The organism is Roseibacterium elongatum DSM 19469 (assembly GCF_000590925.1).
GTDB lineage: Bacteria > Pseudomonadota > Alphaproteobacteria > Rhodobacterales > Rhodobacteraceae > Roseibacterium > Roseibacterium elongatum.
Genome location: NZ_CP004372.1, coordinates 1,957,471 through 1,983,418, shown reverse-complemented (window position 1 = coordinate 1,983,418; position 25,948 = coordinate 1,957,471). Strand labels below are relative to the sequence as shown.

General features: G+C 66.0%; 26 protein-coding genes and 1 other RNA gene. 21 read left to right on the top strand and 6 right to left on the bottom strand.

Annotated elements, in window-relative coordinates:
* The first annotated feature begins 3 nt into the window (after positions 1-3).
* Together rpmG and ROSELON_RS09700 are read left to right on the top strand one after the other, a co-directional pair.
* Positions 4-171, top strand: coding sequence for a 50S ribosomal protein L33 (gene rpmG / locus ROSELON_RS09705; protein WP_005630270.1), 168 nt, complete (start codon positions 4-6; stop codon positions 169-171).
* 82 nt (positions 172-253) lie between these two features.
* Entirely contained in the window at positions 254-760 is a 507-nt protein-coding gene (locus tag ROSELON_RS09700; protein WP_025312209.1) for a GNAT family N-acetyltransferase, read from the top strand.
* A gap of 57 nt (positions 761-817) precedes the next feature.
* Here ROSELON_RS09700 and ROSELON_RS09695 read toward each other — a convergent pair whose 3' ends face one another.
* Both ROSELON_RS09695 and ROSELON_RS09690 read right to left on the bottom strand, forming a co-directional pair.
* Complete coding sequence (locus tag ROSELON_RS09695) at positions 818-1,510, bottom strand: metal-dependent hydrolase (protein ID WP_025312208.1); 693 nt, start codon at positions 1,508-1,510, stop codon at positions 818-820.
* An 81-nt stretch (positions 1,511-1,591) separates the two neighbouring features.
* A complete protein-coding gene (locus tag ROSELON_RS09690) occupies positions 1,592-1,834 on the bottom strand; it encodes a hypothetical protein (protein ID WP_025312207.1) in 243 nt (80 codons plus the stop codon).
* Positions 1,835-2,052: 218 nt separating this feature from the next.
* Between ROSELON_RS09690 and gatC the strand changes: the two genes are divergently transcribed.
* The 15 genes from gatC to ROSELON_RS09615 all read left to right on the top strand — a co-directional run bounded on the left by gatC (position 2,053) and on the right by ROSELON_RS09615 (position 19,275).
* Complete coding sequence (gatC, locus tag ROSELON_RS09685; RefSeq protein ID WP_025312206.1) at positions 2,053-2,340, top strand: Asp-tRNA(Asn)/Glu-tRNA(Gln) amidotransferase subunit GatC; 288 nt, start codon at positions 2,053-2,055, stop codon at positions 2,338-2,340.
* 5 nt (positions 2,341-2,345) lie between these two features.
* Positions 2,346-3,830, top strand: coding sequence for an Asp-tRNA(Asn)/Glu-tRNA(Gln) amidotransferase subunit GatA (gene gatA / locus ROSELON_RS09680; RefSeq protein ID WP_025312205.1), 1,485 nt, complete (start codon positions 2,346-2,348; stop codon positions 3,828-3,830).
* A gap of 34 nt (positions 3,831-3,864) precedes the next feature.
* Entirely contained in the window at positions 3,865-4,425 is a 561-nt protein-coding gene (locus ROSELON_RS09675; RefSeq protein WP_156945916.1) for a hypothetical protein, read from the top strand.
* Positions 4,426-4,431: 6 nt separating this feature from the next.
* On the top strand, positions 4,432-5,082 hold the full coding sequence (locus ROSELON_RS09670; RefSeq protein WP_025312203.1) for an N-acetylmuramoyl-L-alanine amidase: 651 nt from the start codon (positions 4,432-4,434) through the stop codon (positions 5,080-5,082).
* Between the two features lie 33 nt (positions 5,083-5,115).
* An RNA gene (gene rnpB / locus ROSELON_RS17655) (RNase P RNA component class A) lies at positions 5,116-5,479 on the top strand.
* Between the two features lie 99 nt (positions 5,480-5,578).
* A complete protein-coding gene (locus ROSELON_RS09665) occupies positions 5,579-7,387 on the top strand; it encodes a glycosyltransferase family 2 protein (RefSeq protein ID WP_245605318.1) in 1,809 nt (602 codons plus the stop codon).
* Between the two features lie 314 nt (positions 7,388-7,701).
* Entirely contained in the window at positions 7,702-8,943 is a 1,242-nt protein-coding gene (locus ROSELON_RS09660) for a hypothetical protein (protein ID WP_025312202.1), read from the top strand.
* Positions 8,940-9,731, top strand: coding sequence for a hypothetical protein (locus tag ROSELON_RS09655; protein WP_025312201.1), 792 nt, complete (start codon positions 8,940-8,942; stop codon positions 9,729-9,731). The genes ROSELON_RS09660 and ROSELON_RS09655 overlap by 4 nt, the downstream gene beginning before the upstream one ends.
* Positions 9,728-12,031 (top strand): sulfatase-like hydrolase/transferase, encoded by a 2,304-nt coding sequence (locus tag ROSELON_RS09650; protein WP_025312200.1) that lies wholly within the window; start codon positions 9,728-9,730, stop codon positions 12,029-12,031. Before ROSELON_RS09655 ends, ROSELON_RS09650 begins: the two co-directional genes overlap by 4 nt.
* 290 nt (positions 12,032-12,321) lie before the next feature.
* Positions 12,322-13,134, top strand: coding sequence for a hypothetical protein (locus tag ROSELON_RS09645; protein ID WP_025312199.1), 813 nt, complete (start codon positions 12,322-12,324; stop codon positions 13,132-13,134).
* The gene (locus tag ROSELON_RS17485; RefSeq protein WP_198020743.1) at positions 13,134-14,300 is read left to right on the top strand and encodes a glycosyltransferase family 61 protein; all 1,167 of its coding nucleotides are present in this window, start codon (positions 13,134-13,136) and stop codon (positions 14,298-14,300) included. The genes ROSELON_RS09645 and ROSELON_RS17485 overlap by 1 nt, the downstream gene beginning before the upstream one ends.
* A gap of 1 nt (position 14,301) precedes the next feature.
* Positions 14,302-16,305, top strand: coding sequence for a glycosyltransferase family 61 protein (locus ROSELON_RS17480; protein WP_051508390.1), 2,004 nt, complete (start codon positions 14,302-14,304; stop codon positions 16,303-16,305).
* A 10-nt stretch (positions 16,306-16,315) separates the two neighbouring features.
* Positions 16,316-17,179 (top strand): glycosyltransferase family protein, encoded by an 864-nt coding sequence (locus ROSELON_RS09625; RefSeq protein WP_025312197.1) that lies wholly within the window; start codon positions 16,316-16,318, stop codon positions 17,177-17,179.
* Between the two features lie 30 nt (positions 17,180-17,209).
* A complete protein-coding gene (locus tag ROSELON_RS09620) occupies positions 17,210-18,082 on the top strand; it encodes a glycosyltransferase family 2 protein (RefSeq protein ID WP_025312196.1) in 873 nt (290 codons plus the stop codon).
* A gap of 5 nt (positions 18,083-18,087) precedes the next feature.
* Positions 18,088-19,275, top strand: a complete 1,188-nt coding sequence (locus ROSELON_RS09615; protein WP_025312195.1) for a glycosyltransferase family 2 protein — start codon at positions 18,088-18,090, stop codon at positions 19,273-19,275.
* 32 nt (positions 19,276-19,307) lie between these two features.
* On the opposite strand, the gene ROSELON_RS09610 is transcribed toward ROSELON_RS09615, so the two are convergent.
* Together ROSELON_RS09610 and ROSELON_RS09605 are read right to left on the bottom strand one after the other, a co-directional pair.
* Complete coding sequence (locus ROSELON_RS09610; RefSeq protein ID WP_025312194.1) at positions 19,308-19,781, bottom strand: DUF1178 family protein; 474 nt, start codon at positions 19,779-19,781, stop codon at positions 19,308-19,310.
* Between the two features lie 33 nt (positions 19,782-19,814).
* Complete coding sequence (locus ROSELON_RS09605) at positions 19,815-20,327, bottom strand: NUDIX hydrolase (protein ID WP_025312193.1); 513 nt, start codon at positions 20,325-20,327, stop codon at positions 19,815-19,817.
* A 113-nt stretch (positions 20,328-20,440) separates the two neighbouring features.
* On the opposite strand from ROSELON_RS09605, the gene ROSELON_RS09600 reads away from it, so the two are divergent.
* The 4 genes from ROSELON_RS09600 (at position 20,441) to hemP (ending at position 23,022) form a co-directional block, all read left to right on the top strand.
* Positions 20,441-20,995, top strand: coding sequence for a glutathione peroxidase (locus ROSELON_RS09600; protein WP_025312192.1), 555 nt, complete (start codon positions 20,441-20,443; stop codon positions 20,993-20,995).
* Positions 20,992-22,146, top strand: a complete 1,155-nt coding sequence (locus tag ROSELON_RS09595) for an arginase family protein (protein ID WP_025312191.1) — start codon at positions 20,992-20,994, stop codon at positions 22,144-22,146. The genes ROSELON_RS09600 and ROSELON_RS09595 overlap by 4 nt, the downstream gene beginning before the upstream one ends.
* A 28-nt stretch (positions 22,147-22,174) precedes the next feature.
* Complete coding sequence (locus ROSELON_RS09590; protein WP_025312190.1) at positions 22,175-22,684, top strand: pyridoxamine 5'-phosphate oxidase family protein; 510 nt, start codon at positions 22,175-22,177, stop codon at positions 22,682-22,684.
* A gap of 155 nt (positions 22,685-22,839) precedes the next feature.
* Complete coding sequence (gene hemP / locus ROSELON_RS09585; RefSeq protein WP_025312189.1) at positions 22,840-23,022, top strand: hemin uptake protein HemP; 183 nt, start codon at positions 22,840-22,842, stop codon at positions 23,020-23,022.
* 12 nt (positions 23,023-23,034) lie between these two features.
* Here hemP and ROSELON_RS09580 read toward each other — a convergent pair whose 3' ends face one another.
* Entirely contained in the window at positions 23,035-24,084 is a 1,050-nt protein-coding gene (locus tag ROSELON_RS09580) for a hypothetical protein (RefSeq protein WP_156945915.1), read from the bottom strand.
* A gap of 341 nt (positions 24,085-24,425) precedes the next feature.
* Complete coding sequence (locus ROSELON_RS09575) at positions 24,426-25,934, bottom strand: NAD(P)(+) transhydrogenase (Re/Si-specific) subunit beta (RefSeq protein WP_025312187.1); 1,509 nt, start codon at positions 25,932-25,934, stop codon at positions 24,426-24,428.
* Positions 25,935-25,948: the final 14 nt, after the last annotated feature.

Below are 25,948 nucleotides of genomic sequence, written 5' to 3'. Positions count from 1 at the left end.
ACCATGGCGAAGCCGACCACCATCAAGATCCGCCTGAACTCCACGGCGGGAACCGGCCACTTCTACGTGACCAAGAAAAACGCACGCACGATGACCGAGAAGATGACCGTACGAAAGTATGATCCCGTCGCGCGCAAGCACGTCGAATACAAGGAAGGCAAGATCAAGTAAGATCGACCTCCATATTCCGACAGTCCGGGCCGCGCACACACTGCGCGGCCTTTTTGTTTTTCAGGTTACGAAAGTCACGGCCATGCTGCCCGAGATCAAGATCCGCCCCACCACGGCCGCCGACATGGCGGCCATCGATGCCCTGCTGTCCGAAAGCTACCCGGTTCTGCTGGGCGGTGATTATACGGCCGAAGTTCTGGAAACCACCCTGCCCGTCATCGCGCGCGCCCGGCCCGAGTTGCTGCGCTGTGGCAGCTATTACGTCGCCGAGGATGCCGGGGGCCGCGCGCTGGCCGCCGGCGGCTGGACCCATGGCGGCCCACAGGGCGACGTCGGGCCGCGCGACGTAGCCCATATCCGGCATGTCGTGACCCACCCCGAGGCGACGCGGCGCGGGCTGGGCAGCGCCATCCTCGAACATTGCTTCGACAAGGCGCGCGCGCAGGGGATCACCTGGCTTTTGTGCCAGTCGACCCGCAGCGCCGTGCCCTTCTATCGGACGATGGGGTTCGAGGACCGCGCCGAGATCGACATAACGCTGGAACCCGGCGTGACCTTTCCCGCCGTCGAAATGGCGCGCGTTCTGTAAGCGGCGACCCGGAAATCTCGAGATTTCCGGGCCGTTTTCCTTGAGGAAAACGCGCGCCTATAGCTCGACCGTTTCGCCCACTTCGGGCGCCACGACGTTGCGGCTGGGCAGGGCCGCGACAAGCATCTCGGCGTCCTGCGCCAGCAGCGGGAAGGTCTTGTAATGGACCGGGATCACTGTCTTGAAATCGAACAGGTTCGAGGCGGCATAGGCCGCACGCTTCATATCCATGGTGAAATGCCCGCCGGCGCACAGGATGCCGATCTCGGGCGCGTGCAGATCCTGCAACACCTTCATGTCGGCCATCACGTCGGTATCGCCCGACACATAGACCGTGCGCCCCTCTGCGTGGATCATGTATCCCGCCTCGGCCCCGGCATACATCGGCCCATGCGGCGTTGAAATCGACGAGGAATGGTTTGCATTCACCATCGTGACGCGCACCTCGCCGATGGCGACGGTGCCCCCCTTGTTGAAGCCCACGGTCTCGACGCCCTCGGCCTCGGCCCAGTGGCTCATCAGGTCGTAGATACCGTAAAGGGGCAGGCCCAGTTCGCGCGACAGCGCCACGGCATCGGTGGTGTGATCGCCATGGCCATGGGTGATCAGGATCGCCGTCGCCCCGGCCAGCATCTCGTCTCGCCGATCCTGGGGCCACATCGGGTTGCCGGTTTCCCATGGGTCGATCAGCAGGATCTGCCCGCCGATCTCCAGCCTGATGCTCGCATGTCCCAGCCACGTGTATTTCACGGCCGTGCCCTCCTCTCCCGTTTGGTCACTCTGCCGGGAAGAGTGGTCTTCGTTCCGCGCCGGGTAAAGGGGAAGAGCGCGTTATTCCGCGGCCATGGCGGCGGATGCCTGCCCGTCCCGCACGGGGGCGGGTTGAATCCGGCTGCGCAGGCAGCGCGCGCAGAGCGCCGCGCACAGCCCCGACAGGATCACCCCCACGGCCAGCGACTGGGCAAAGTCCATGCCGCGCAGGATCAGTTGCGGCAAGACGAGAATGCAGGCCGCGAAAAAGCCGACGATACCGGGAAAGACGATACTGAGTACTATCTTCGTGATACGTTCCATTGGAGTCACCTTCGTTGCGTTTGGCGCGATCTTTGGATTTCCCGACCCCAGCCTCGGCATCAAACCTGTCGGCAATATGGCGACTTTCAGGAGTTTTCGCCCAATCCGATGCAGACCGGGCCGCGCGCTTCACCGCTTGCAGCGCCTCGGAGGCCTCGCTAAACCCGCCGTGACCCGAAGGCCCCACGGGGGCCGGCCCGAGTGACGGAGACCGCCCGATGTCCATCGACACCGCAACCGCCGCCAAGGTGGCGAAACTGGCCCGCATAAAGGTCGAGGACGACGACCTGCCGGCGCTGGCGCAGGAATTCAACGCGATCCTCGGCTTCATCGAGCAATTGAACGAGTTGGATGTCGATGACGTGGCCCCCATGACCAGCGTCGAGCCCATGCGCCTGAAGCGCCGCGAGGATGTGGTGACCGACGGCAACCAGCCCGACAAGGTTCTGGCCAATGCGCCCGACGCGCGCGAGGGGTTCTTTGCAGTGCCCAAGGTGGTGGAGTGATCGCCATGTCCGATTTGTCGAAACTCACCATCGCCGAGGCCCGCGACGCCCTGCGCAAGGGCGATACGAGCAGTGTCGAGTTGACCGAGGCCTGCCTCGCGGCCATCGACGGTGCCGATGTGCTGGGGGCCTTCGTGCACAAAACGCCCGAGATCGCGCTCGACCGCGCGCGCGCCGCCGATGCGCGGATCAAGTCGGGCGATGCGCCGGCCATGTGCGGCATCCCCATCGGCATCAAGGATCTGTTCTGCACCGAGGGCGTGGCCAGCCAGGCGGCCTCCAAGATCCTCGAAGGGTTCAGGCCGCAATATGAATCCACCGTCTCGGGCCGGTTGAAGGACGCGGGCGCGGTCATGCTGGGCAAGCTGAACATGGACGAGTTCGCCATGGGCAGTTCGAACGAGACCAGCGTTTACGGCAACGCGGTCAACCCGTGGCGTGCCGACGACTCGACCGAGGCCCTGACGCCCGGTGGCTCGTCCGGTGGGTCGGCCAGCGCCGTGGCCGCCGATCTGTGCCTTGCGGCGACCGGCACCGACACCGGCGGCTCGATCCGCCAGCCTGCCGCCTTCACGGGCATCGTCGGCCTGAAACCGACCTATGGGCGGTGCTCGCGCTGGGGCATCGTGGCCTTCGCCTCGTCGCTGGATCAGGCCGGGCCGATGACCAAGACGGTGCGCGACGCGGCCATCATGGGCCAGGCGATGATGGGCCACGACCCCAAGGATTCCACCAGTGCCGACCGCGCCGTGCCCGATTTCGAGGCGATGCTGACCGGCGACATTCGCGGCAAGGTCATCGGCATTCCCACCGAATACCGCATGGACGGCATGCCCCCCGAGATCGCCGCGCTGTGGGAACGTGGCGCCGAGATGTTGCAGGACGCCGGGGCCGAGTTGCGCCAGATCAGCCTGCCGCATACGAAATACGCCCTGCCCGCCTATTACGTCATCGCGCCCGCCGAGGCGTCCTCGAACCTCGCGCGCTATGACGGCGTGCGCTTTGGCTACCGCGCCAAGCTCGAGCAGGGCGACGGCATCACCGAGATGTACGAGAAAACCCGTGCCGATGGGTTCGGGGCCGAGGTGAAGCGCCGCGTGATGGTCGGCACCTACGTGTTGTCGGCAGGCTTCTACGACGCCTATTACAACCGTGCCCGCAAGGTCCGCGCGCTGATCAAGCGCGATTTCGACGTGGTCTTTGCCGAAGGGGTCGATGCGATCCTGACGCCCGCCACCCCCTCGGCAGCGTTCCAGTTGGGGCAGGAGTTCGACGACCCGGTGCAGATGTATCTCAACGACGTCTTCACCGTGACGGTGAACCTTGCCGGATTGCCCGGCATCTCGGTGCCCGCGGGTCTGGATGCCAAGGGCCTGCCCCTCGGGCTGCAATTGATCGGCCGGCCATGGGAAGAGGGCGATCTGCTCAACACGGCCTATGCCATGGAAACCGCCGCCGGTTTTGTGGCGAAGCCTGAGAAATGGTGGTAATCTCGCCGCAACGATACCGCGACGAGGCCGAGCAATGACAAGATACGGCATGGGACTGGCGGCCCTTTTGGGGTTGGCCGCCTGCGGTGGCGTCCCAAGCGACGTTCCCGCGACGGTGGATCTGCAGGCGCGCGAAGCCTTCGAGGCGCGGCGGACCACCCTGCGCGGGGAGCCGTCCATCGGGGCAGACGCAGCCCAGGGAACCGCCGCCGACACCACCGACATCGCGACCCAGGCCGCAGCCGCCATCGCCGAGGCCGAAGCCGAAGCCCAGGGCATCCAACCGGCGGATCCGGCGGTGGGCGCGCCCGCCCCCGCGGACGCCGCGCCGGGCGAAACGTCCTCGGCCGCTGGCCCCGCCGCCCCGGCCGGCCGCGGATTGCCGGCTCTGCCAGCCGAGGACGAGGCGCTGGCCCTTCCGGGCGGCGGCAGCCCGCCCGACACCAGCGCGCCGGGTTGCGCACAATTCGCAACCGCCGGGGCCGCGCAGAACTGGTTCATCGCCAATGGCGGTCCCAGCATCGACCCCGATGGCCTAGACCCCGACGGCGACGGACGGGTCTGCGGTTGGGTGCCGCCCGCCCCGCAAGGCTAAGGCGGCATGCGTTCGCCCAATCACGGGCCGCGCCGGGGCGGGCACCGGCCCGAACTGGTCGTCTTGCACTATACGGCCATGACCAGTTGCGACGCGGCCGAGCGGGCCTTGTGCGACCCCGCGCGCGAGGTGTCGGCGCATTACCTGATTTCGCGGACAGGCGATGTGATCCAACTGGTCGCCGAGGATCGCCGCGCCTGGCATGCGGGGGCCGGAACGTGGCGCGGCGCGGAGGATGTCAATTCCCGTTCGATCGGGATCGAACTGGACAATGACGGGTTTTCCCCCTTCGCCGCGCCGCTGATGGATGCGTTGGAAGACACCCTTGCCGGCCTCCTGGCCCGCTGGTCCATCGCCCCGCAGGGCGTCATTGCCCATTCCGACATGGCACCCGCGCGCAAGTCCGATCCGGGCCCGCGATTCGACTGGCGGCGACTGGCGCGGCAGGGTCTGGCCATCTGGCCGGAGTGGACGCCGGCGAACGGCACCGACCCGCACGCGTTTCGCCGCGATGCCCGGGCCTTCGGCTATCCCGATCTGTCGGATGAGTTGCTGTTGCGCGCCCTGCGCCTGCATTTCCGCCCTGCCGCCGCCGGCCCGCTGGATGCCATCGATTGCGGCATCGCCGCAGAGCTTGCCGCGCGATACGGTGATTGACCGCACGCCGGCGCAGTCATAGATCCACCCTGCGCGGAGGGCCGGATGGCCGCGGGGTGGCAACACCGCGAGGAAAGTCCGGACTCCCTGAAGCAACGGTGCCGGGTAACACCCGGGCGGAGCGATCCGACGGAAAGCGCCACAGAAATGAGACTACCCCGGTCCGCCGGGGAAAAGGTGAAACGGTGGGGTAAGAGCCCACCGCGCCGCTGGCAACAGGGGCGGCACGGCAAGCCCCACCGGGAGCAATGCCGAATAGGGATCGCATCACGGGGCGCTTCACCCCCGCGATCCGGGTTGGCAGCCCGAGCGTATCGGCAACGGTGCGCCTAGAGGAATGGTCATCCAGAGGGGGCGACCCCTTGGACAGAATCCGGCTTACAGGCCCTCCGCGCAGTTTTCCCCGCCCCGCCCCGGCATGGCCGGTGGATTCCGGCCCGCGACCCATGTTATGCCCGTGCCAAATTAAGACCGCCCGCAAAGGGGCATCCGAGGCGTGCAGCATCTGAAAAACAGCTCGAAGCACGGCACGGTCATGGGCGTGTCGATGATGAAGGACGAAGCGCCCTTCCTGCTGGAATGGTTTGCCCATCACCTCGCGGTCGGCTTCACCGATATTCTTGTCTACACCAACGATTGTTCCGACGGCACGGTCGAGATGTTGCAAAGGCTGGAAGAGCTTGGGCTTGGCTATCACCGGCCCAACGACATCCCCGAGGGGCAGAAACCGCAGCCCTCGGCGCTGAACCATGCCCAGGCCGAACCGCTGGTGCGCAACGCCGACTGGGTGCTGGTGTTCGACGCCGACGAATTCCTGGCGATTACCCATCCGTCCGGCACGCTCGAGGGGATGCTGGACGACGCGGTGGCCCAAGGCGCGAACGGCATCGTCATCACATGGCGGATCTTTGGCTCGGGCGGCGTGGTGGACTGGTCGCGCGCACCGGTCACCGAGCAATACACCCGCGCCGCGCCGCCGCTCTGGAACAAGGGCTGGGGGGTCAAGACGCTGTTCAAGTTCGACCACCAGTATTGGAAACTCGGCATCCACCGCCCCTCGATCAAGAACAAGTGGCTGGAGACCGACTTTCCCGACAGCGTGAAATGGCTCAACGGCTCGGGGCGGCCGATGGAGGACTATTTCAAGTTTCGCGGCTGGCGCTCGATCCGGCGGACGATCGGCTATGACTGGGCGCAGATGAACCATTACGCCGTCAAATCGGTCGACAGCTATGCCGTGCGCAAATTCCGCGGCAACGTGAACAACAAGAAAGACAAGTACAACGCCGATTACTGGTCGTTGCAGGACCGCAACGAGGTCGAGGATACCGCCATCCTGCGCCACGCCGCACGCCGCGCCGAAATCGTCGAGGACTTGCTGAAAGACCCCGTTCTGAACGAGTTGCACTTCGCCGCGCTGGAGCGGGTGGAAAAGCGTCTGGACGACTATCGCAAGACCGAGGCGTACCAGCAGCTGAAGGACAGCCTGATCGAGGCCGGCAAGGTCCCCATCACGCAGGTCGAAGCCAAGCCGCCGCAGCCCCGCGACCCCGCCAAGATCGCGGCCCTGATGAGCCGGGTGGAAAAAAAGGTTGCCGACCAGCCCAAGGACGAGCGCCGCAACGAGACCGTCGCGGGCTGGGCCGCGCCCGATGGCGATCCGTACATGGAGGGCGAGATCGACATCTCGGGCGACATCGCCGTCGAATGGGTCGCCAATCACGAGATCGAATTGCCCGCCGATCCGCGCATCTTCGCGCCCGAGGCACTGTCTGCCGTGCTGATCGGACGGTTCGAGCGTCGCCACGCGCGCAATATCGCAGGCTACCTGTCGGGCTGTAGCCGGGTCCTGGAAATCGGGGCCGGGATCGGCTTTATCCCGATGCGCACCGTCCAGATCAGCGACGGGCTGGTCTATTTGGGTCAGGACAGCCGCGCGGCCCTGATCGAGATGGCCACCCGCATTGCCGCCCATAACGGGATCACGGATACCGCACGGCTCAAGCTCAGCGACGGGCCCTTGCGCCTGCCCGGCGACGGCGCGGACGGGGCGGGGGGGCTGGCCGCCTACCTGCACGATTTTCGCCCCGACGCGCTGCGCATCGCGCGACCGGGCGACCTGCCGCCCGAGCTGCTGGCCAAGCTCGAGTTGAAAACCGTCAGACGCGTGGTCATCCCCTTCGTGTCCGACGAACAGGCCGACGAATTCCGGCTTCGCTACGCGCCGGTCCTGCGAACGGCCGGCTTTGCCGAGGATCCCGAGCGCGCAACCTCGGGCAGCCTGCAATTCGACAGGTGCCAATGACATGTCCAGGGCTTGGAAGCGGCGCGGGGCGGGTCTAGTCTCGCGCAGACATCACGACGGGAGCAGCCGGTGAGCGACAACCCCAAAGACGACGCGGTACAGGTGCCAAGCCACGGCGTCGTCGTTCACGCCCCCAATGGCGACGTGATCCGCTACGATCCCTCGGGGCTGGTGATGCGCCTGTCCGACAAGGTGATCGCGGATATCGCCCTGCGCCTTGGAGGGGTCCCAGCGCCCCCAGGGCGACCGCCGCACCCAGCGCGGCGCAGCCCAACAGCGCAGAGGGTATCGACGCCGAGGCGGCCCTGGCCGGTGTGGATGCCTGGGATATCCGTCAGCAGCGGGCCTGGCTGCGCTTCTCTGCGCGGCTGCCCGGCGAACAGGGCGTGCGCGGCTTTCGCAAACCCGTGTCGGGCGGCGATATCCTGGCCGACAGCCCCGGCGCGGTCCTTGGCATCCTGGGCATCGGTGGCCCCCGTGCGGCGCTGGCCAATCCGCGCCGAGCCGCCTTTCCCCCGCATATCGTGGCACCGGCCGACGATATCGGGGCGGTCGGCCATGCCGGATTCGAGATGGCCGTCAAGACCGACCGGCTGGAACACCTGCGTGAGATGACGCACGAGGCGCTGGCCGCCGAAACCATGCTGTTCTGGCAACTGGAGAAATTCGAGCCGCTGCCCCTGCTCGTGACGCGTGTTGAAACCGACGGCTCGGCCACCGCCGCCGACCTCGCGCGGGGGCGCGCCGCCGAGAACCTGCTGATCGCGGCCGAGAACCTGCGCGATGCGGCGCGAAGCATGGGGCGCAAGCCGCGCCTGCTGGCGATCTGCCTCGATTACGCGCTGGAAGATACCTCGCCCGATGCCACGGCCTATCGCGACGGGATGCTGGCGCTGATGGACCGATTGGAAGAGGGGCTGTGGGCGCTTGGCTATGACAAGCCGCTCTTCGTGGCGCGCTTCGAACCCGGCCTGCCCGAGGTCGCGCCAGCCGCCGCGTTGGAGGGACAGTGGGAACTGGCCTGGAACCACGGCGATCACAAATTCATCCATTCCGCCCCGGCCTACATGTTTGCGCTCGACGCGTTCGACCGCCCGACCGAGGAGGCGCGCGTGCAGATGGCCGAAATGACCGCCGCCGCCATTGCCGCCGGCCCTGACTGGCGTTGCCCCACCCTGTTTCTCGCCGAACACGAGCCGGGTACCCCCGAGGTGATCCGCGTCATCGCGCAGGCCCAGGGCGATCTGGTTATCGACCCCGACGACCTGCTGGGCGCGGGCGGGACCGCGGGCTTTCACCTGAGCGGCGACACCACCGGGGCCCGGATCACCAAGGTCGAGATTGCCCCGGATGATGCCCAGGCCATCCTCGTCCATTGCGACCGCACGCCCGAGGGCCGCGACCTGGGCCTGGCCTATGCCTGCGGGGCCGAGGCCCATGGCGGCCGCAACACCGGGGGCTTGCGCGATACATGGTGGCTCGACAGTCGGACCGACACGCGACTGTTCCGTTGGGCCCTGCCCGCCCGTTTGCCCGTTCGGAAGGGCCGCACATGAGCCTGTCGCTCGACACCCCGCTGCCCGGCGGCGCGCTGTGCAACGATCCGGCCGGCGCCTTCGCCCCGATCCTTGAAGAGAGCGGCGGCCATTGGTGGCACGGGCAGGAAGACAGGTTCCAGATCGACCGCGCCAACGGGGCCATTTCCGCCTGGACACCCGAGGCCGGGGATCTGGTGGCCTACCCGACCCCGCCCAGCGAAGGCCATGGACAGATCGGCCATGCCGGCGATCTGACCGGCCTGCAATGCCGCGATCAGACCCATTGCGGCGTCGGCGTTGACGGGGCGCTCAGGGATGCAGGCACCCTTACTGCGGCCATCCGGTGGTACGCCCCGCCCGGTGCCGAACCGCGCACGCTGATGACCGTGAACACCGCCGTCCACGCCAAGGGCAACAGCGGCAATTACCTGTTTCTCAGCGCCGACGGCGCCACGCTGACCCTGAAAGACGACGCCAACAGCGCCACGGTCAGCGTCCCCCTGCCAAAGGCGGACGCCCCGCAGACGGCCCTGCTCTCTCTCGGCGGCAGGCATCTTGCGCTGCAGGTTCTGGGGGGCGCGCGCGACGAGGCGCAGGCAGGCGCGCCCATCCTGTCAGGGACCGCCAGCCTGTTCATCGGCTGCCGCGACCAACGGCCCCGCCTGCTCAAGAAACTGGGGGCGGCCCTGATCCTCGATACCTGGCTCTGGCCCGGTCGCGCCCTTTTGCAGTCGGACGCGCCCGAGGATCGCCGCCTGGTGACCGAGCTTGCCCGCTATCGTCTGTGGTCGGAGGACGAAACATGACCTTCAGCCCCGACGCCATCGCCGACAGCCATATCTGCCTGATCTGGGTGGATGACATGATCGATGTCTACACCTGGCGCGACAGTTTCGGCATCCGCATTCAGACCCCCAACCTCGACCGCTTCATGGCCCGCGCCGCGCGGTTTTCCAACGCCTATGCCACCGTGCCGCTCTGCGCGCCCTGCCGGGCCGAGATCGCCACCGGCCTGTCGCCGTTCCGCACCGGGCTGGTGGACCTCAACCGTTTCTGGCGCGACGTGATGCGCCCCGAACGCGCCTGGCAATACGACCTGCGCCGCGCGGGGTTTCATACCTTCACGACCGGCAAGGTGGACAGCAATTACCGCCCCATGCCGGAAGAGTATCGCCGCATCCTCTTTCACGAAGAGCCCGAGGCCGAAGACAAGGGGCGGCGGCGCGGCGTGCATGCCTATCTCGACCGTGGCCCCGGCATCAAGGGCGTGAACCACCCCGATGACGACGGCAGCCAGGATGACCGGTTCTACGACTTTTGGGTCGCCCAGAACGCCATCGATTTCCTGGATCGCGCCGATCCGACCCGGCGCAACCTGATCCAGCTGGGCTTCAAGCATCCGCATTACAACCTGATCACGCCGGATCGGTTCTACGCGCAATACGACCCCGCCGCGATCCGCTGGCCCGACATCGCCCATGCCGAGGATTACTTCGGCCCCCAGCCCGGTTTCGCCGTCTACGAGGCCGCCTATATCGCCAATGGGGTCTGGACCCCGGAAAAGGCCGGCGACGAGGCCTGGCGTCAGGTCGTGCGCGCCTATTTCGCCGCCATCAGCCATGTCGATCACGAGATCGGCCGCTTCCTCGATGCGCTTGACGCCTCACCACTGGGTCAGAACACCACCGTCATCTTCCTCAGCGACAACGGCTTCAACCTCGGCAACCACGACAGTTTCCACAAGATGAGCCAATGGGACAGCGCCGCCCATATTCCCTTGGGCATCTGGCATGCATCGATGGAACAGGGGCAAGAGATCGACCTTCCCGTCAGCCTGCACAACATCCCCAAGACCATCATGCACCTGGCCGGCCTGCCGCCGCGCCCCGACTGGACCTCGGGGCAATCGCTTCTGCCCCTGATCGGCGACGGGTTCGGCAGTTTCGACGAGACGAAATCGCCGGTCACTTCGGTCTTCGGCACGCTGTCGGTCCGCCCCTCGGTCGAAGGCTACCGCCACCTGCGCTACTTCCGCTATCCCAATGGCGAGGAACACGTCTACGACATCGAAACCGACCCCGGAGAGACCGAGAACCTCGTCGCCACGGCCCCGATGGAGTTTCTCCGCGCCGAACTGGTCAAGGGCGCGCTGTCGCTCGGCCTCGATCTGCGCGGCTTCGAGAACCCCGCCGGTGGCGTCAACGCCATGATGGCGGTCGATGGCTCGGTCATTCTCGCCGGCGGGCGCGGCAACAATGATTACTGGGCCTACGGATCGGACGCCGAAAAGATCCACGAGGAAAAGGACGGCGGTACCGACACCCTGTGGTACATGGCCGGGCCGGATGACTACGTGCTGCATTGCCCCGCCAATGTGGAAAAGATCCGCATCGCCACCGTCGTGGCACGCCACGAGGGCGACGTGGCCGAGGGCAAGCGCCTGCAGATCGTCGCCCATCCCCACAGCCCGATCGAATTCGAAACCTCGGAACGGGTCGAGATCGACCTCAAAGGGTCCGATGGCGACGACATCATGATCGGCCCGAAACACGGGGCCGCCACCTTTTACGGCGGCGGCGGAAACGACCTGATGATCGCCAAGGCCAAGCAGGCCAATCGCCGGCATGCCTTTTACGGCGAGGCGGGCAATGACACGCTGCATGGCGGGCCTGGGCGCGACACGCTCGATGGCGGCACCGGCGACGACGTGATCCATGGCAACACCGGCCGCAACCACATCCATGGCGGCCATGGCAACGACCTGATCCACGATGGCGAGGGCGCCTCGACCATCGACAGCGGCCCCGGCCGCAACCAGTTGCACCTCGGCGAGGGCGACCATGTCATCCATGTGGGGGCTGGCCTGACCCGGATCGAGGCCGGCGCCGGGGCCAAGACCTTTCACATCGCGCCGGGCGGCGTCACCGTGATCGCGGGCTGGAGCCCGGATCAGCGCTATGACCTGTCGCGCTGGCATGCACGCCCCACGATCACCACACGGGGGCCGGATCAAGTCCGCCTGCGCGTGGGGCTGAGCATCCTCGATCTTCACGGCGTGGCCGAAAACGCCGATATAGCCGCCCAACTGATCCAGCCGGGCGACTAGCCCATATCCCCCTTCATCTTGGCCAGAAACCTCTCGGGGGTGCGCGAGGGGGCAGACAGCCCCCTCGCCCGCGGCCTCGCCGCCAGCGCCGGACGGGGCTCGATGCCCCGTCCGGCGCTGCCCCCGTGCGACGCGCCGCAACCGCGGTGGGCCAAGGCTCATTTCTGCAACATGCTTCGAAAACGCCGCGCAAAGGCTTTGCCTTTGCCCATGAAATCAGGAACATTCACCGCAACAGATCAAGCGCGGCACAAGCCGCCCGTCATCGAGCAGGAACAAGGGGAACCCCCGTGGAACTCAACCGTCGTCCCGTCGCCTCCCTCTGGATCGGCGACCGTCTGCAATACCTCAACCAACTTTGCCTGAAGTCGCATCTGCGCCACGGGCACCCGGTCACGCTCTATTGTACCGACACGGTCACCAACGCCCCCGAGGGGGTCGATATCCGCCCCGCGACCGAAATCATGGATATCCCGATGGATATCGTCGAACAGACCTCGGCCAGCTTTCTGTCGAATGTCTTTCGCTACAAGATGATCCAAAAGACGGGCGCGATCTGGATCGATTGCGATGCCTTCTGCCACAAACCCTTTCCCGATGAATGGGAGTGGATCTTTGCCGGGCACGGCATGCGCGGCGCCTTGAATTGCGGGGTCGTGGGCCTGCCGCAGAGCTGCGAAATGATGGACCTGCTGCTGGACTACTACGACAACCTGCCCGAGGTCCCGCCCTGGTGGAACAAGAACCAGCGCCGCAAGATCACGCGCCAGAACGATGACCTCCCCCACGCGGTCAAGATCTACAAGACCGAGCGCACGGCCTTCGGCCCGCAGGCTTTCACCCATTTTGCCCGTGTGACCGGCGATATCGACCGCGCCATGACGCCCGATGCCCTTTACCCCGTTCCGTTTCAGCTCAACGACATCTTCTACGACCCCCATGGCCGTGTCGAAGGCTGGTTCACCGATCAGACGGTGTCGGTGCACCTTTATACCAACGGGACGAAACCGTGGTGGCGCAAGCACCCGCCGCTGGAAAACTCCTATGCATGGCGCATGTGCCAGGAGGTGGGCATCGACCCCGCCGCCGCGTTGGAGGCGTGATGCAACCGGCACTCCAACTCCCCCCTGCCCAGCCCGAGGAGATGCCGCTCGACTTCGACCCGCTTGCCCCCATGGCGTGGCAGGCGGGGTTTCACCGGGACGTGACGCTTGTTCCCTGGGGCGAAAACCCGGTTCGTGGCGCGAAACGCGCGGCGGGACTGTTCGACGCCACAGGGGCCTTCATGCCCGAGGGGCAATGCTGGCGCTATCGCGCGGGCCCGATCACGGTGCCCCCCGTCCCGCCGGCCGAGATGGGTCAGATCGAACGCCTCGAGGGGCGATGGTTGTTCGGCGGGCTGTGTTACGGCCATTTCGGCCATTTCCTGGTCGAAAGCAGCACACGGCTTTGGGCACTGGACGCGCTGGACGGGATCGAGGGCATCGTATTCTACCCGAAGCAGCAACTCACCCATGAGCGGCGGCAATTCCGCCACCTTCTGCCGTTTTTCGCGGCCATGGGCCTGGAGCATCTGGCGATCCGCGCGCCGCAAAAGCCGGTCGTGATCGACGAATTGGCCGTACCGCCGCCCGGCTTCGGGATGGAAGAGATGATGGCCGGGCGCCCCGAATTCCGGGCCTGGATGCGCGACAACCTTGGCGCCGCGATCGCCGCCGACGGCCCCGAGGCGGTTTATGTCTCGCGCTCGCGGCTTCCGTCCAAGCGCGGATCGGTCCTGATGGAGGATCGGCTTGAACACCTGATGGAGGCGGCGGGCTACACCGTCATCCATCCGCAGGAACACCCGCTCGAGCAGCAGATCGCCCTGTGGAAAGCGGCGCGGCGCATCGTGTCGCTGGATGGCTCGGCCCTGCACCTTGCGGCGATGGTGGTCGACCCGGCCACACAGGTGGCCATTCTGAACCGCGGGCCGTCGCAGAACATCGAGGATTACATCCTGCAGTTCAACCATTTCGCCGGGATCGCGCCCTTGCGGGTCGAGGCGATCAACGGCTTTTTCAGCCGGGCCGGCAAACGCGTGAAAAAGCGCGAGACCTACGCCACGCTCGACTTTCCCTCGGCCGGCGCGCAACTTGCGGCTGCGGGGTTCATTCCCTCGGCAGAGGGCTGGAGCGCCCCCACCGCCGACACGGTCGCCTCCGCCGCGGCCGAGGCCGAGGCCGACCTCGGAGAACCCTTGGCAAGGCACGAGATGACGTGGGCCTGACATGACACCATCCCTCACCCTGTTCTTCATCGTCGAGCCCCCGCAATACCAGTATTACGCATGCTTTCTGGCTGCCTCCATCCGGTCGCACCTGGACCCCGAGATCACGTTGGTGGGCTACTGCCCGGCACAAAAGATCGACAGGCTGGATCCGGCCGTCGTCACGGCACTCGACCGCATGAGGTGCGAGATACGCCCGATGCAGACCGAAGGGATGTTCGACCCGCCCTACCCCCATGGAAACAAGCTTGTCGCCTGCCTGCAGCCGCGCGAAACCGACTGGGGCGGCTTTCTCGACAGTGACATCCTCGTGGTGGCCGGCCATGACATCCGACGCCTGTTCGCGCCCGACCATGTGACCTGCACCGTGGCCACCTCGATCGGTTGGGCCCCCGATTGGCTGTGGGATACCGTCTATGACGCGTGCGGCATGCCCGTGCCCGAGGACCGCGTCTATCTTTCGCGCAAGCCGCGCGATCCGGTGCCACCCTATTTCAATTCCGGCATCGTGATCTTTCCCGAAGGCTATCGCAGCGCCAACGGCCAAAGCTTTGCCGAGACCTGGATGGAGGTCGCCCAGACAGTCGACGCCGTCGACAGCCTCGCGCCGTTCTGCCGGCCCTATCTGGATCAGATCACGCTGCCGGTGGCAATGAAACGCGCCGGGCTGGGCTGGAACGAATTGGCGCAGAAGGACCATTTCATTCTTGGCGGCCGCATGCGCCACAGCGCCGTTCCCATCGACGAGATGGGGATCACCACGGTGCATTACCGAAACTGGGGCCTTTTGCAGACGGCCGACCTGACGGACCGCGCACAGGATGAGTTGGAGCGTCAGGTCGGCGTGCGTCGGGTCCGCGAACTGGCCGACGAAGCCCGTCCGCCCGCGGCGACGCTCGATTTCGCACCCGACCGGTCGATCTGCGCACCACCGATCCTCGAACACGAGGTGACGCTGGTGCCGTGGTCGGTGCAGGAACCCGGCGAGACACGCCGGGCCGCCGGGCTGTTGGCGGCGGATGGGCGGTTTCTGCCCAGCGGTCATTGCTGGCGCAACCACGCGGCCCCCCTCACGATGGCGCCCGACCGCCCCAAGACAGCGCCGCAAGACAGGCTCGCGGGGCGGTGGCTTTACGGGGGCATGTTCGATCCGCATTTCGGCCGTTTCCTGACCGAGACGACCAGCCGCCTATGGGCCGCGGATGGGCAAAAGGCCTTGGCCGGTCTTGTCTTTCTTCCTGCGCAGGAGGCCCGCAACGAACGCCGCCTCTACCGGCATCAGTTGCCGATCCTAGCCGCGCTTGGCTTGTCGCATCTGCCGGTGCGCGTCCCGCAAACGCCCGTGACCATTGAGGAGTTGGTCATTCCCGATCCGGCCTTTGGGACCGCAGACATGATCGCAGGTAGGCCAGACTACCGCGACTGGATGGCCCGCAGCCTCGGCGCCATCGAACCGGCCGTCGATGGCCCGCGCGATCTCTATGTGTCCCGCAGCGCCCTGCCCGAGATCGAACGGCGCACCCTGATCGAAACCCGCATCGACGCGCTGATGCAAGAGGGCGGCTACACCGTCTATCATCCCGAAACGCAAAGCTTTGCGGAACAGGTGGCCACCTACAAGGCCGCACGGCGGATCGTGGCCCTCGATGGGGCGGCGCTGCATTTGGCGGCGATGGCGGTCGCGCCCGACACCGAGGTAGCGATCATCGCGCGCGGCCCCTCCAGCAATATCGACGATTACATCACCCAGTTCCGCGCCTTCGCGGGCATCGACCCGTTGCGCATCGATGCGCCGCGCGGCCATTTCCATCCGGCCGGCCGGCGGGTCGTCGACGCCGACACCCATGCCGTGCTGGACATGGCCCATATCGGCCTCAACCTTGCGGCCTCGGGCTTCATCCCCTCGGCGCTGGGGTGGGAGGCGTCCTTCGAAGACCAGATCGAGGCCGAACAGCGCGACCTGGAACGACGCATGAAAACGAAACTGGACTGGCACACCACCTGAGGAGGCGACGATGGCCAAGGAGTTTGCCTGCGCGCTGACCCATGTGCGGCACGAGACATTCTTTCTGGAAAAATGGATCGACCATTACAGCGGCATCGTCGGGCGCGAGAACCTGCATGTCGTCATCGACGGCGACGATTGGGAGCCTGAGGTCGATCTGACCGGCATCCATACCGAGGTCTTGCTCGAGGCCCCGCGACGCCGGATCAAGAACGACCGGTTCATGGCCAAGGAGATGTCGGGGCGCGCCAACAAGCTGCGCAAACGCTACGAACATGTCATTCGCGGCGATGTCGATGAATACGTGGTGATCGACCCGGCCTCGGGCCTCGACTGGCCGCAAGCCTTTGAGGAACTGACCGAGCAGGGGTATATCTTCGCCCTCGGTGTCGACATGGTCGAGGCGGAGGACGAGACCGCCCCGATCGACCGCACGCAACCTATCCTGGGCCAGCGGCGGCGCGGCTTCGTGGCCGACCGATACACCAAGCCCTTCGTCATCACGCGCTGGAACAACTGGGCCGGGGGGGCGCATCGCCTGCTGAACCGCCCGACCGTGATCTCGAACCATTTTTTTCTGTTCCACATGGCGCTGGCCGACAAGACCGTGGCCGAGGAACGGCTCGCGGCGCGTGGCGGGTTGCAGCAGCATCGCTCCTTTGTCGATCACCAGACGGGACGCCTCGAGGCCATTGCCGATCACGGGCTGTCGGCCCCCATCGACTTTGCCGAGGCCTGTGCCGTGGGTCGGGGGCAATTCCCCGTGGAACCCGACGGAAGCGTCACCAAAAGGCCCCGTGCCGCGACCGACCCCCGCGCCACCGAACAGGGGTTGCCCACCATCGTGCCGGAGCGGTTCTTTGGCCTTGCCTGAGCCGCGACCGTCCCGCCCATAAGGCCCGCCATGACCCTGACCGTCGTCACCATCGCCAAGGAACCGCTGCCGCTGTTGCGGCGCTTCGTGACATGGCACCTGTCGCAAGGGGCGGATCGGATCATCCTGTTTCTCGACGATCCCGACGACCCGGCGCGCACGGCCCTGGCCGGCGAGCCGCGCCTCGACCTGATCCCCTGCACGCCCGAGACCTGGCGCAAGATGGGGGCGAAACCCGACGCGCGGTTCACCCGCCGCCAACGCGCCGCCCTGACCACCGGCTATCACACTGCATCCGAGGGCTGGGTGCTGATCCTCGATGCGGACGAATTGATGTGGTTTCCCGGCCAGACGCTTGCCGACGCCACGGCGCGGTTCTCGCCCGCCATCGCCTCGGTTCGGGTGGCCAGCGCCGAGCAGGTGTTCCTGCAAGACGGGGGCGAGGCCCTGCGCCTGCCGATATCGCGGCAAGCGGTGAACGAGATCTACGGGCAAGATGCAGAGCTTTTCCGCCCCCGCCTGGGCCTGGTGGGCCATGCCGAGGGCAAGAGCTTTCACCGCGCCGGCCTCGACGGCGCGCGGTTCAAGATGCATTGGGGCCATGACGCCGAGGGCAACCGCCTGCCCGAACACCTGCTCTGCCCCGCCGACGGGGCGCATCTGGTGCATTACGCTGCACCGGATTACGACACTTGGCGGGCCAAGGTCGGCTGGCGCACCGGGTCGTGGGGCTTTGCCGAACCGGTCAAGCAAACCCTGTTGGCCGCGTTCGACGCGCCCGATGCCGAGGCGCGGTTTCGCGCGCTTTATGACAGGCTCTATACCCTGGACGCCGATACGGTCCGGCACCTTGAAGATCGTGGCGGGCTGCGGCGCGACGGGCCGCCCCTGCCGCGGCTCTGACCCCGATGGCCCACGTCACGGTCCTGAGCATGATGCGCGACGAGGCGCCCGCGCTCCTGGAATGGGTCGCGTGGCAAAGGCTGATCGGGGCCGAGCGCCTGATCGTCTACACGAATGACTGCCGCGACGGGACGGACCGGATGCTCGACCGCCTGGGCGAGATGGGCGAGCGCGTCATCCGCCGCGACAATCCCGTGGCCCCCGGCGGCAAACCGCAACCCACCGCCCTGACGCATGCCCAGACCCAGCCCGAAACGCTGGACACCGACTGGCTGATCGCGCTGGACGCCGATGAATTCCTGTACGTCAAGACGGGCGCGGGCCGCCTGCCCGATCTGCTGGATGCCGTGCCGACCGGCACGCAGGGCATCGTGGTGACCTGGCGCATGATGGGGTCGAACGGATTGACCGATTGGAACCCCGGCCTTGTGACCGAGGCCTATACACGCGGCGCGCCGGACGATTTTCGCAAGGGCTGGGGCGTGAAAACCCTGTTTCGCCCCTTCGAGGGCGTCAAGCTGGGCATCCACCGCCCAACGGTGAAGGGCGCTGGCCGGGACCCCGAGGTCAAGGCGCGGCTGCTGGACATGGCCTGGGTGAACGGGTCGGGTCAACCGATGACACGACAGTTCATGGACGGGATGTGGCGCTCATCCGCGGTCACGCTGGGCTATGACCTGGTGGAGTTGCCGCATTTCGCCGTCAAAAGCCGCGAGGCCTATTTGCTGCGTCAGATCCGGGGCAACGTGAACGCCAAGCCCGACAAATACGACAGCACCTATTTTGCCATGTTCGACCGCAACGAGACAGACCAACCTGGCCTTACGCGCCATGTGCCGGAGTTGTGTGACCGCATCGCCGACTACCTGCGCGATCCGGTTCTGAGAGATCTTCACCGACAGGGCATGGCGTGGCACACGCAACAGATCGCCCGGCTGCGCGCCCGCCCGGATCACGCCGCGCGCATGGACGCGCTCGCCCGCGCGTCAGAGGTTCCTTTCGAGCGATTGGACGACCTTTTGTTTGTCCAACCCCTGCCGCCGCAGGGCAAACGTGCCGTGGCCCAGATGCGCGCACGCGGCGTGCCCGATCACGACATCGCCCGCGCCGTCGCGACCTCGGTCGCCAAGCTGGAAGCGGCGCGCGATGCCCGTGATGCGGCCGACTTGCGCGCCCGTGGGATCATTCGCTGACCCGCCAAAGCGCCCCCCCACGCCCGAAAGGATCAGTTCGCCTTGTCCGGCGGTAGGACCGGCAAGGGCGCAATCTCGATGCCGTCTTCGATCAGGGCACGAGCCTCTTCGGTGCTGGCCTCGCCATGAATGGCGGCCTGGTCGCGGTCGCCCAGATGCATCGCGCGGGCCTCTTCGGCGAAACGCGGGCCGACATAGGTCGAGTTTTCGGCCAGGTGTTTGCGGATCGCACGCAGGACCTGCTCGGCCGGGTGCTGCGGGGCCGACAGCGGCCCGGCCTCGGGCGCAGGCGCGGCTGACGTGGCAGGCGCGGCCTGATCCTGCGGCGGGGCCGTCGCCTCGCCCACAGCGACGCCGGGGGCCATCAACGCCTTTTTTACATCCGACGATCCGCAGACCGCGCAAGACACAAGACGCCGATCTGCCAAGGTTTCGAAGGCCTCGGCCGATTGGAACCAGCTTTCAAAATTGTGCCCCTCGGCACATTTCAACGCATATCGGATCATCCTGAGTCAGATTTATGGAATGCGGCCCCGCGATCAATAGAGACGTGCGGGATCGAAGCTGCGGATGATCGCCTTGAGTTCCGGCTCGTCCACCTTGTGCGACGCCTTTTCGGGCGTGAGCCATTTGCGCTTCCGTTCCTCGGACTCGGGGTACTCGTCGTCCAGTTTCTGCACGGCGACCGGAAAGACGGCGACGATACAGGGCAGCGACAGTTCCTCGTCCAGCCATTTGTCATAGGCATAAAGGCCGATGCATTGCCCATTGGTCTTGCCTCGGACCCCGGCCTCTTCCCAGGCTTCCTGCGCCGCGGCGGCGGCGGGTGTCATGCCATCCATCGGCCACCCCTTGGGAATGATCCAGCGCCCCGTGTCGCGCGAGGAAACAAGCAGCACCTCGACCCGGTCCCGGCGGCCCGCCTTGGAGGATTTGGATTTTTTCCTGGCCTTGACGACCCGATAGCACAGCGCGGCGAATTGTGTCCGCGTCTCGCGCTTGGAGGCACCGGCGATGCGCAAGGGGGCCTGATATGTCGGTGTGTTCGTCATGACGCGCCGATATGGCACGCGTCATGTGGTTTTTCAATGGCCGGCGCGCGGCGGCGCCGGCCCCTTGACCCCGAAAGCGCCCGCGATACCTGCCCTTTCAAAGGAGAGACGTCATGATCCGCCTGACACGCCGCAGCTTCGCATCCGCTTTGGCCATTCTGCCGGCCGCAACCGTCCTGACGCGGGCGGGCAGCGCCCAGGCCGTGCCCGCCTTTCAGTTCGAGTCCATCGACGGGGGGCAGTACGATCTGTCCGACTGGGCGGGGCGGCCTATCCTTGTGGTGAATACCGCCTCGATGTGCGCCTACACGCCGCAATACGACCAACTGCAAGCGCTGCACGAAACATACGGGCCCCGCGGCCTTGTGGTGCTGGCCGTGCCGTCCGACGATTTTGCGCAGGAGTTTGACAGTGAGGACGAGGTGGCCGAGTTCTGCGATCTGAACTTCAACCTGACCCTGCCCATGACGACGATCACGCGGGTGCGCAGCCCCGACGCGCATCCGTTCTTTGCCTGGCTCGATCAGGAATACGGGGTTCGGCCGGGGTGGAATTTCAACAAGGTTCTTCTTGGGCCAGACGGCCGCCTGGTCGAGCATTTCGGGTCTGCGACGCGCCCCATGGGCCGGCGCATGCGGTCCCGGATCGAGTCGCTCTTGAACACGTGACACCGCTTTTCTTCGGGTCCGAGATCTATCGCGGGTCCTCGTACGGGCGCTGGCACCCCCTCAGGGTGCCGCGTGTCAGCACAGTGATGGATCTGGCCCGTGCCATGGGCTGGCTGGGCAGCGACCAGTACCGCGGTTCGCCCCGCGCCAAACCGAAGGCGCTGCATATCTGGCACACCGAAGACTACGTGGCCGCGCTGCAGCGGGCCGAGACCGAGGGCCGCGTCAGTCAGGCGATGCGCGACCGTCACGGCCTCGGCACAGTGTCGAACCCGGTTTTCCCCGAGATGTTTCGCCGCCCGGCCACGGCGGCGGGCGCATCGCTTCTGGCGGGGGAGTTGCTGGCCGAGGGCGGGGTGATCCACCATCCGGGCGGCGGCACGCATCATGGGTTCCCTGACCGGGCGGGCGGGTTTTGCTACCTGAACGACCCGGTCCTTGCGATCCTGTCGATGAAGCGCGCGGGGGTTCGACGGGTGGCCTATATCGACATCGACGCCCATCACAGCGACGGGGTCGAACATGCCTTTGCAGGCGACCGGGACACATTGCTCATCTCCTCGCATGAGGAACGGCGATGGCCCTTTACCGGCGCCCTTGCCGAGGATGGCGGCGGGAATTGCCTGAACCTGCCGGTGCCGCGCGGCCTGAACGATACGGAAATGGCCAGCATCCGTGACCGCCTTATCCTGCAGGCGGTCGAGGCCTTTGCTCCCGATGCCATCGTGCTGCAATGCGGGGCGGATGCCGTGGCGGAGGACCCGCTTTCGCGCCTGACCCTGTCGAACAACGCGCATTGGGACGTGCTGCGCGGGCTTATGGCGCTGGGGTGCCCGCGCCTCCTGGTTCTGGGGGGCGGCGGGTACAACCCATGGTCGGTCGGGCGACTTTGGACCGGCGTATGGGGGATCTTGAACGGCCACGAGATCCCCGACCGCCTGCCCCCCGAGGCCGAGGCCGTGCTGCGCGCCCTGCATTGGAGCAACGCGCGCGGCGGTCGCAACCCGCCTGAGCACTGGTTCACGACGCTGCGCGATGCCCCCCGCCCCGGCCCGATCCGCCCCGAGGTGGCCGAGCGATTGGCGATCTTGTGCGCCCGGCCCGCCGCCATGGGCCGAACGACGGAACAACAGCCCATCCCGGCCCGTTGACCCCGTGACGCATAACGGAGGTTTCGACATGACCGACAAGACCCATACCGAGAAGCTGCGCCGCGCGCTGTTCGACACGCTGGACGATGAACGCACCGGCATGCTGGGCGTGCAGGGCAGCCCGGACCACATGCAGCCAATGACGCATTTCTTCGACCCCGACACGCAGGTGCTGTGGTTCATCTCGGGTCGTGACACCGACCTCGTTAAACAGGTCAAGGCCTCGCCCCACAAAGCCCATTTCACAGTCACCGCCGGCGATCGCAGCCTCTATGCCTGCATTTCGGGGCAGCTGGCGCAGGTCGAAAACCGCGCCAAGCTTGAGGAATTATGGAGCCCCGTCGCCGCGATGTGGTTCGACGGCGATATCGACGACCCGAATGTCGCGCTGCTGTCCATGCCCCTGTCCGAGGCCGCCGTCTGGACGGTCGAGGCCGGTGCCCTGCGCTTCGGCATGGAAATGGTGCGCGGTGCCGCTGGCGCGCATGACCCGGACTTGGGCGAGCATGGCGTGCTGGAGTTTTCCCGCGTCGCCTGACCGCGCCCGCTGACCGTGAATTTGGCCCGCCTGTCCCGGCGGGCCTTTTTCTTGCGCAATGCGCCGTGCAACGCCTAAGCGAAAACTCAGGATTGACATACCTTACTGAATCACTCAGGATTTTGTCATATCGCCGCGAACCGGAGAGTCACAGCATGAGCTATCAAACCGCCTTCCCCCAAGATGCCATTCGCGCCGACGCCCCCCGCGCGGTTGACCTGCCCACCTACGACGCCCGCCGCCTGACCGGGGGCGAAAACACCGCACAGATCGTCCTGGACGACAAGACCTACACATTGCGCATCACGCGGGCCGGCAAGCTGATCCTGACCAAGTGATGCTCGCGCCGCTCAGCGCAATTGCTCTGCAATCAACTCGAACCGATCGCCGAGCCATTCGTAAATCCAGACCTGACAGCGCGCCGCGCCACAGAACGGATTGATACGAAACTGCCAGTCGCAATCCGCCCGGCCAAGCAGGACCGACACCCGATCTCCGGACACGCGAAACGCATCATCCGGCAGGTCGACAGACGCGCCCGGCGTGCATTGCGGCTGCACCACCGACAGGATGTAATTTCGAAGCGCCTGCACAGCCTCATCCGGAACGCTTGCCGGTTCCTGATCGGGGCTGGCCGCGCGAGCGGGCATGCCCGCTCCGCCCGGAAGGCTGTCGGGATCGTATCCGCATTCGGCCATCACGGTGTCGAACGCTTCTGGAAATCCGTTCAATCCAAAGACCGCCTGCTGTGTGCTGGACGTCAATGGCACAGAGACATGGGTGGCCCCGCCACGCAGGGCCTGAAGGACTCCCGCCTGCAACTCCGGGGAAAACTCCGCGTAGTATCCCAGCACGGCGTCTCGCGTGAACATGCCTGGGGTCACGTTTTCGAATGGCGCAAAGCGCTGACCATCAATGACCAGCGCCAAGGGCGGGTTGGTCTGCCCCAGCACCGTGTTGCTTAGTTGGAATATCCACCGGGTCTGATCGGCGCGGCCGCGTTCACACTGAATGCCAAAGAGTACGGCATCGCGCCGCCGCACGACCGCACGAACGTATTGCGCATCACGCTCGACGTTCCACCCGATGTTTCCAGACGGTGCGGCCTGCACCGGCAGCCTGCTGCCGGGCGCGCGGCCCCCGTTCCACAGCACGGGGCATGCAGCCTCGAGGCGCTCCATGGCTCGGGCCGACCCCCTCAAGGAAAAATTCACTCGCGCGAAATCAAAGGTCTGCTCAAAGCGCACGACGCTGCCGCGGCTGACCTGGTTGCGCATGTTCACCTGCACCGGATGCAGAAAGTCCATGCGCGACTGGTATCGTTGTAGCCCGTTGCGCAACGCGCCGATCGGGAGCGTTTCCATCGTAAAGGTCCATGTCCCGATGGTGAAGCGCGCCACCTCTTCCTCGTCGGGGGCCGTCGTAAGGGGGACCACGTAAAGATCAATCAGAATGTTTTGGCGATCCTCAGGCCGCGTCGTGCAGCGAAACCCGAATTGCGTCCGATCGGGATTCACGACATAGGCCCGCGCCTCGCCGTTGCTTGCCTCGTAACGCCATTGCGCCACGGCGGGCGAGGCCGCCAGAGAGGTAACAACAAGACAAAGGAACAGAAATCTGATCATCGCATCAAACCGGTTATCGAAACGCTGCCCGAGCAGTCTTGCCGATACATGCCATGTTATCAAAGAAAAAGCCCCGGTCCTGCCGGGGCTTACTCTGTTTTTGGTGGGGTGGCGCCTCAGCCCAACTTGGGCAGCAGACTGTCGATCGAGGCCTTGGCATCGCCGTAGAACATCCGCGTGTTCTCCTTGAAGAAGAGCGGGTTCTCGATGCCGGAATAGCCCGTGCCCTGCCCGCGCTTGGAGACGAAGACCTGCTTGGCCTTCCAGACCTCCAGCACCGGCATGCCGGCGATGGGGCTGTTGGGGTCGTCCTGCGCGGCCGGGTTCACGATGTCGTTCGAGCCGATGACGATGACGACGTCCGTATCGGGGAAATCCTCGTTGATCTCGTCCATTTCCAGCACGATGTCATAGGGCACCTTGGCTTCGGCCAGCAGCACGTTCATGTGCCCCGGCAGACGCCCCGCGACGGGGTGGATGGCAAAGCGCACCTCCTTGCCCGCGGCGCGCATCTTGCGCGTCAACTCGCTGACCGATTGCTGGGCCTGCGCCACCGCCATGCCGTAGCCGGGCACGATGATCACGCTGTCGGCGTCGTTCAGCGCCTGGGCCACGCCATCGGCATCGATGGCGATCTGTTCGCCCTCGATCGCCTGCTGTTCGCCGCTGGCCCCGCCAAAGCCGCCGAGGATCACGCTGACGAAGGACCGGTTCATGGCCTTGCACATGATGTAGGACAGGATCGCACCGGACGAGCCGACCAGCGCGCCGACCACGATCAAGAGGTCGTTGCCGAGGCTGAACCCGATGGCCGCCGCCGCCCAGCCCGAATAGCTGTTCAGCATCGAGACCACGACGGGCATGTCGGCGCCGCCGATGCCCATGATCAGGTGGTAGCCGATGAACAGCGCCAGCGCGGCCAGCAGAACCAGTGTCCAGCCGCCGGACCCACCCAGATACATGATCAGCAGGATGACCGAGGCCGCCGCAGCCGCGGCATTCAGCAGGTGACCGCCGGGCAGTTGCTTGGCGCCCGTGTCGATCTTGAAAGGCAGCATCGACGAGGAACCCGACAGCTTGCCATAGGCCACGACCGACCCGGTGAAGGTGACGGCCCCGATCCAGATGCCCAAGGCCAGCTCGACCTTCAGGATGCCGATTTCCACGGCGGTCTTCTTGCCGATCAGCTCGCCAAAGTTCGACAGCGTGCCCAGCAGCGCATAGGCCGCGTCACTCAGCGGCCCCTCGGGCTGCGGGAAGGGCAGATCGTTGCCGGCAAAGATCTCGGCCACGCGGCCGATCTCGATATGGGCGTTGAACCCGACGAAAACAGCCGCCAGACCCACGAGCGAGTGCATGATCGCCACAAGTTCGGGCATTTGCGTCATTTGCACCCGCGTGGCCAACTGGTAGCCCACGGCCGCGCCGGCCACGATCAGGATGATCGACAGCACCCAAAGGCCCGAGCCCGGCCCGATCAGCGTGGCCAGAACCGCGATCGCCATGCCGACGATGCCGTACCAGACCGCGCGTTTTGCGCTTTCCTGCCCCGAAAGTCCCCCGAGCGAGAGGATGAAGAGCACGCCCGCGACCGCATAGGCCGCAATGGTGAATCCGAAATCCATGTGTCCTACCCCTG

What these genes read in the sequence shown, in the direction of transcription:
- ROSELON_RS09590 (WP_025312190.1), top strand. Translation starts at nt 22,175, where the DNA reads ATGACCGACAAGACCCATACCGAGAAGCTGCGCCGCGCGCTGTTCGAC.
- gatC (WP_025312206.1), top strand. Translation starts at nt 2,053, where the DNA reads ATGTCCATCGACACCGCAACCGCCGCCAAGGTGGCGAAACTGGCCCGC.
- ROSELON_RS09655 (WP_025312201.1), top strand. Translation starts at nt 8,940, where the DNA reads ATGAGCCTGTCGCTCGACACCCCGCTGCCCGGCGGCGCGCTGTGCAAC.
- ROSELON_RS09575 (WP_025312187.1), bottom strand. Translation starts at nt 25,934, where the DNA reads ATGGATTTCGGATTCACCATTGCGGCCTATGCGGTCGCGGGCGTGCTC.
- ROSELON_RS17480 (WP_051508390.1), top strand. Translation starts at nt 14,302, where the DNA reads ATGACACCATCCCTCACCCTGTTCTTCATCGTCGAGCCCCCGCAATAC.
- ROSELON_RS09620 (WP_025312196.1), top strand. Translation starts at nt 17,210, where the DNA reads ATGACCCTGACCGTCGTCACCATCGCCAAGGAACCGCTGCCGCTGTTG.
- ROSELON_RS09700 (WP_025312209.1), top strand. Translation starts at nt 254, where the DNA reads ATGCTGCCCGAGATCAAGATCCGCCCCACCACGGCCGCCGACATGGCG.
- ROSELON_RS09600 (WP_025312192.1), top strand. Translation starts at nt 20,441, where the DNA reads ATGATCCGCCTGACACGCCGCAGCTTCGCATCCGCTTTGGCCATTCTG.
- ROSELON_RS09625 (WP_025312197.1), top strand. Translation starts at nt 16,316, where the DNA reads ATGGCCAAGGAGTTTGCCTGCGCGCTGACCCATGTGCGGCACGAGACA.
- ROSELON_RS09690 (WP_025312207.1), bottom strand. Translation starts at nt 1,834, where the DNA reads ATGGAACGTATCACGAAGATAGTACTCAGTATCGTCTTTCCCGGTATC.
- ROSELON_RS09605 (WP_025312193.1), bottom strand. Translation starts at nt 20,327, where the DNA reads ATGACGAACACACCGACATATCAGGCCCCCTTGCGCATCGCCGGTGCC.
- ROSELON_RS09675 (WP_156945916.1), top strand. Translation starts at nt 3,865, where the DNA reads ATGACAAGATACGGCATGGGACTGGCGGCCCTTTTGGGGTTGGCCGCC.
- ROSELON_RS09650 (WP_025312200.1), top strand. Translation starts at nt 9,728, where the DNA reads ATGACCTTCAGCCCCGACGCCATCGCCGACAGCCATATCTGCCTGATC.
- ROSELON_RS17485 (WP_198020743.1), top strand. Translation starts at nt 13,134, where the DNA reads ATGCAACCGGCACTCCAACTCCCCCCTGCCCAGCCCGAGGAGATGCCG.
- gatA (WP_025312205.1), top strand. Translation starts at nt 2,346, where the DNA reads ATGTCCGATTTGTCGAAACTCACCATCGCCGAGGCCCGCGACGCCCTG.
- hemP (WP_025312189.1), top strand. Translation starts at nt 22,840, where the DNA reads ATGAGCTATCAAACCGCCTTCCCCCAAGATGCCATTCGCGCCGACGCC.
- ROSELON_RS09670 (WP_025312203.1), top strand. Translation starts at nt 4,432, where the DNA reads ATGCGTTCGCCCAATCACGGGCCGCGCCGGGGCGGGCACCGGCCCGAA.
- ROSELON_RS09610 (WP_025312194.1), bottom strand. Translation starts at nt 19,781, where the DNA reads ATGATCCGATATGCGTTGAAATGTGCCGAGGGGCACAATTTTGAAAGC.
- ROSELON_RS09615 (WP_025312195.1), top strand. Translation starts at nt 18,088, where the DNA reads ATGGCCCACGTCACGGTCCTGAGCATGATGCGCGACGAGGCGCCCGCG.
- rpmG (WP_005630270.1), top strand. Translation starts at nt 4, where the DNA reads ATGGCGAAGCCGACCACCATCAAGATCCGCCTGAACTCCACGGCGGGA.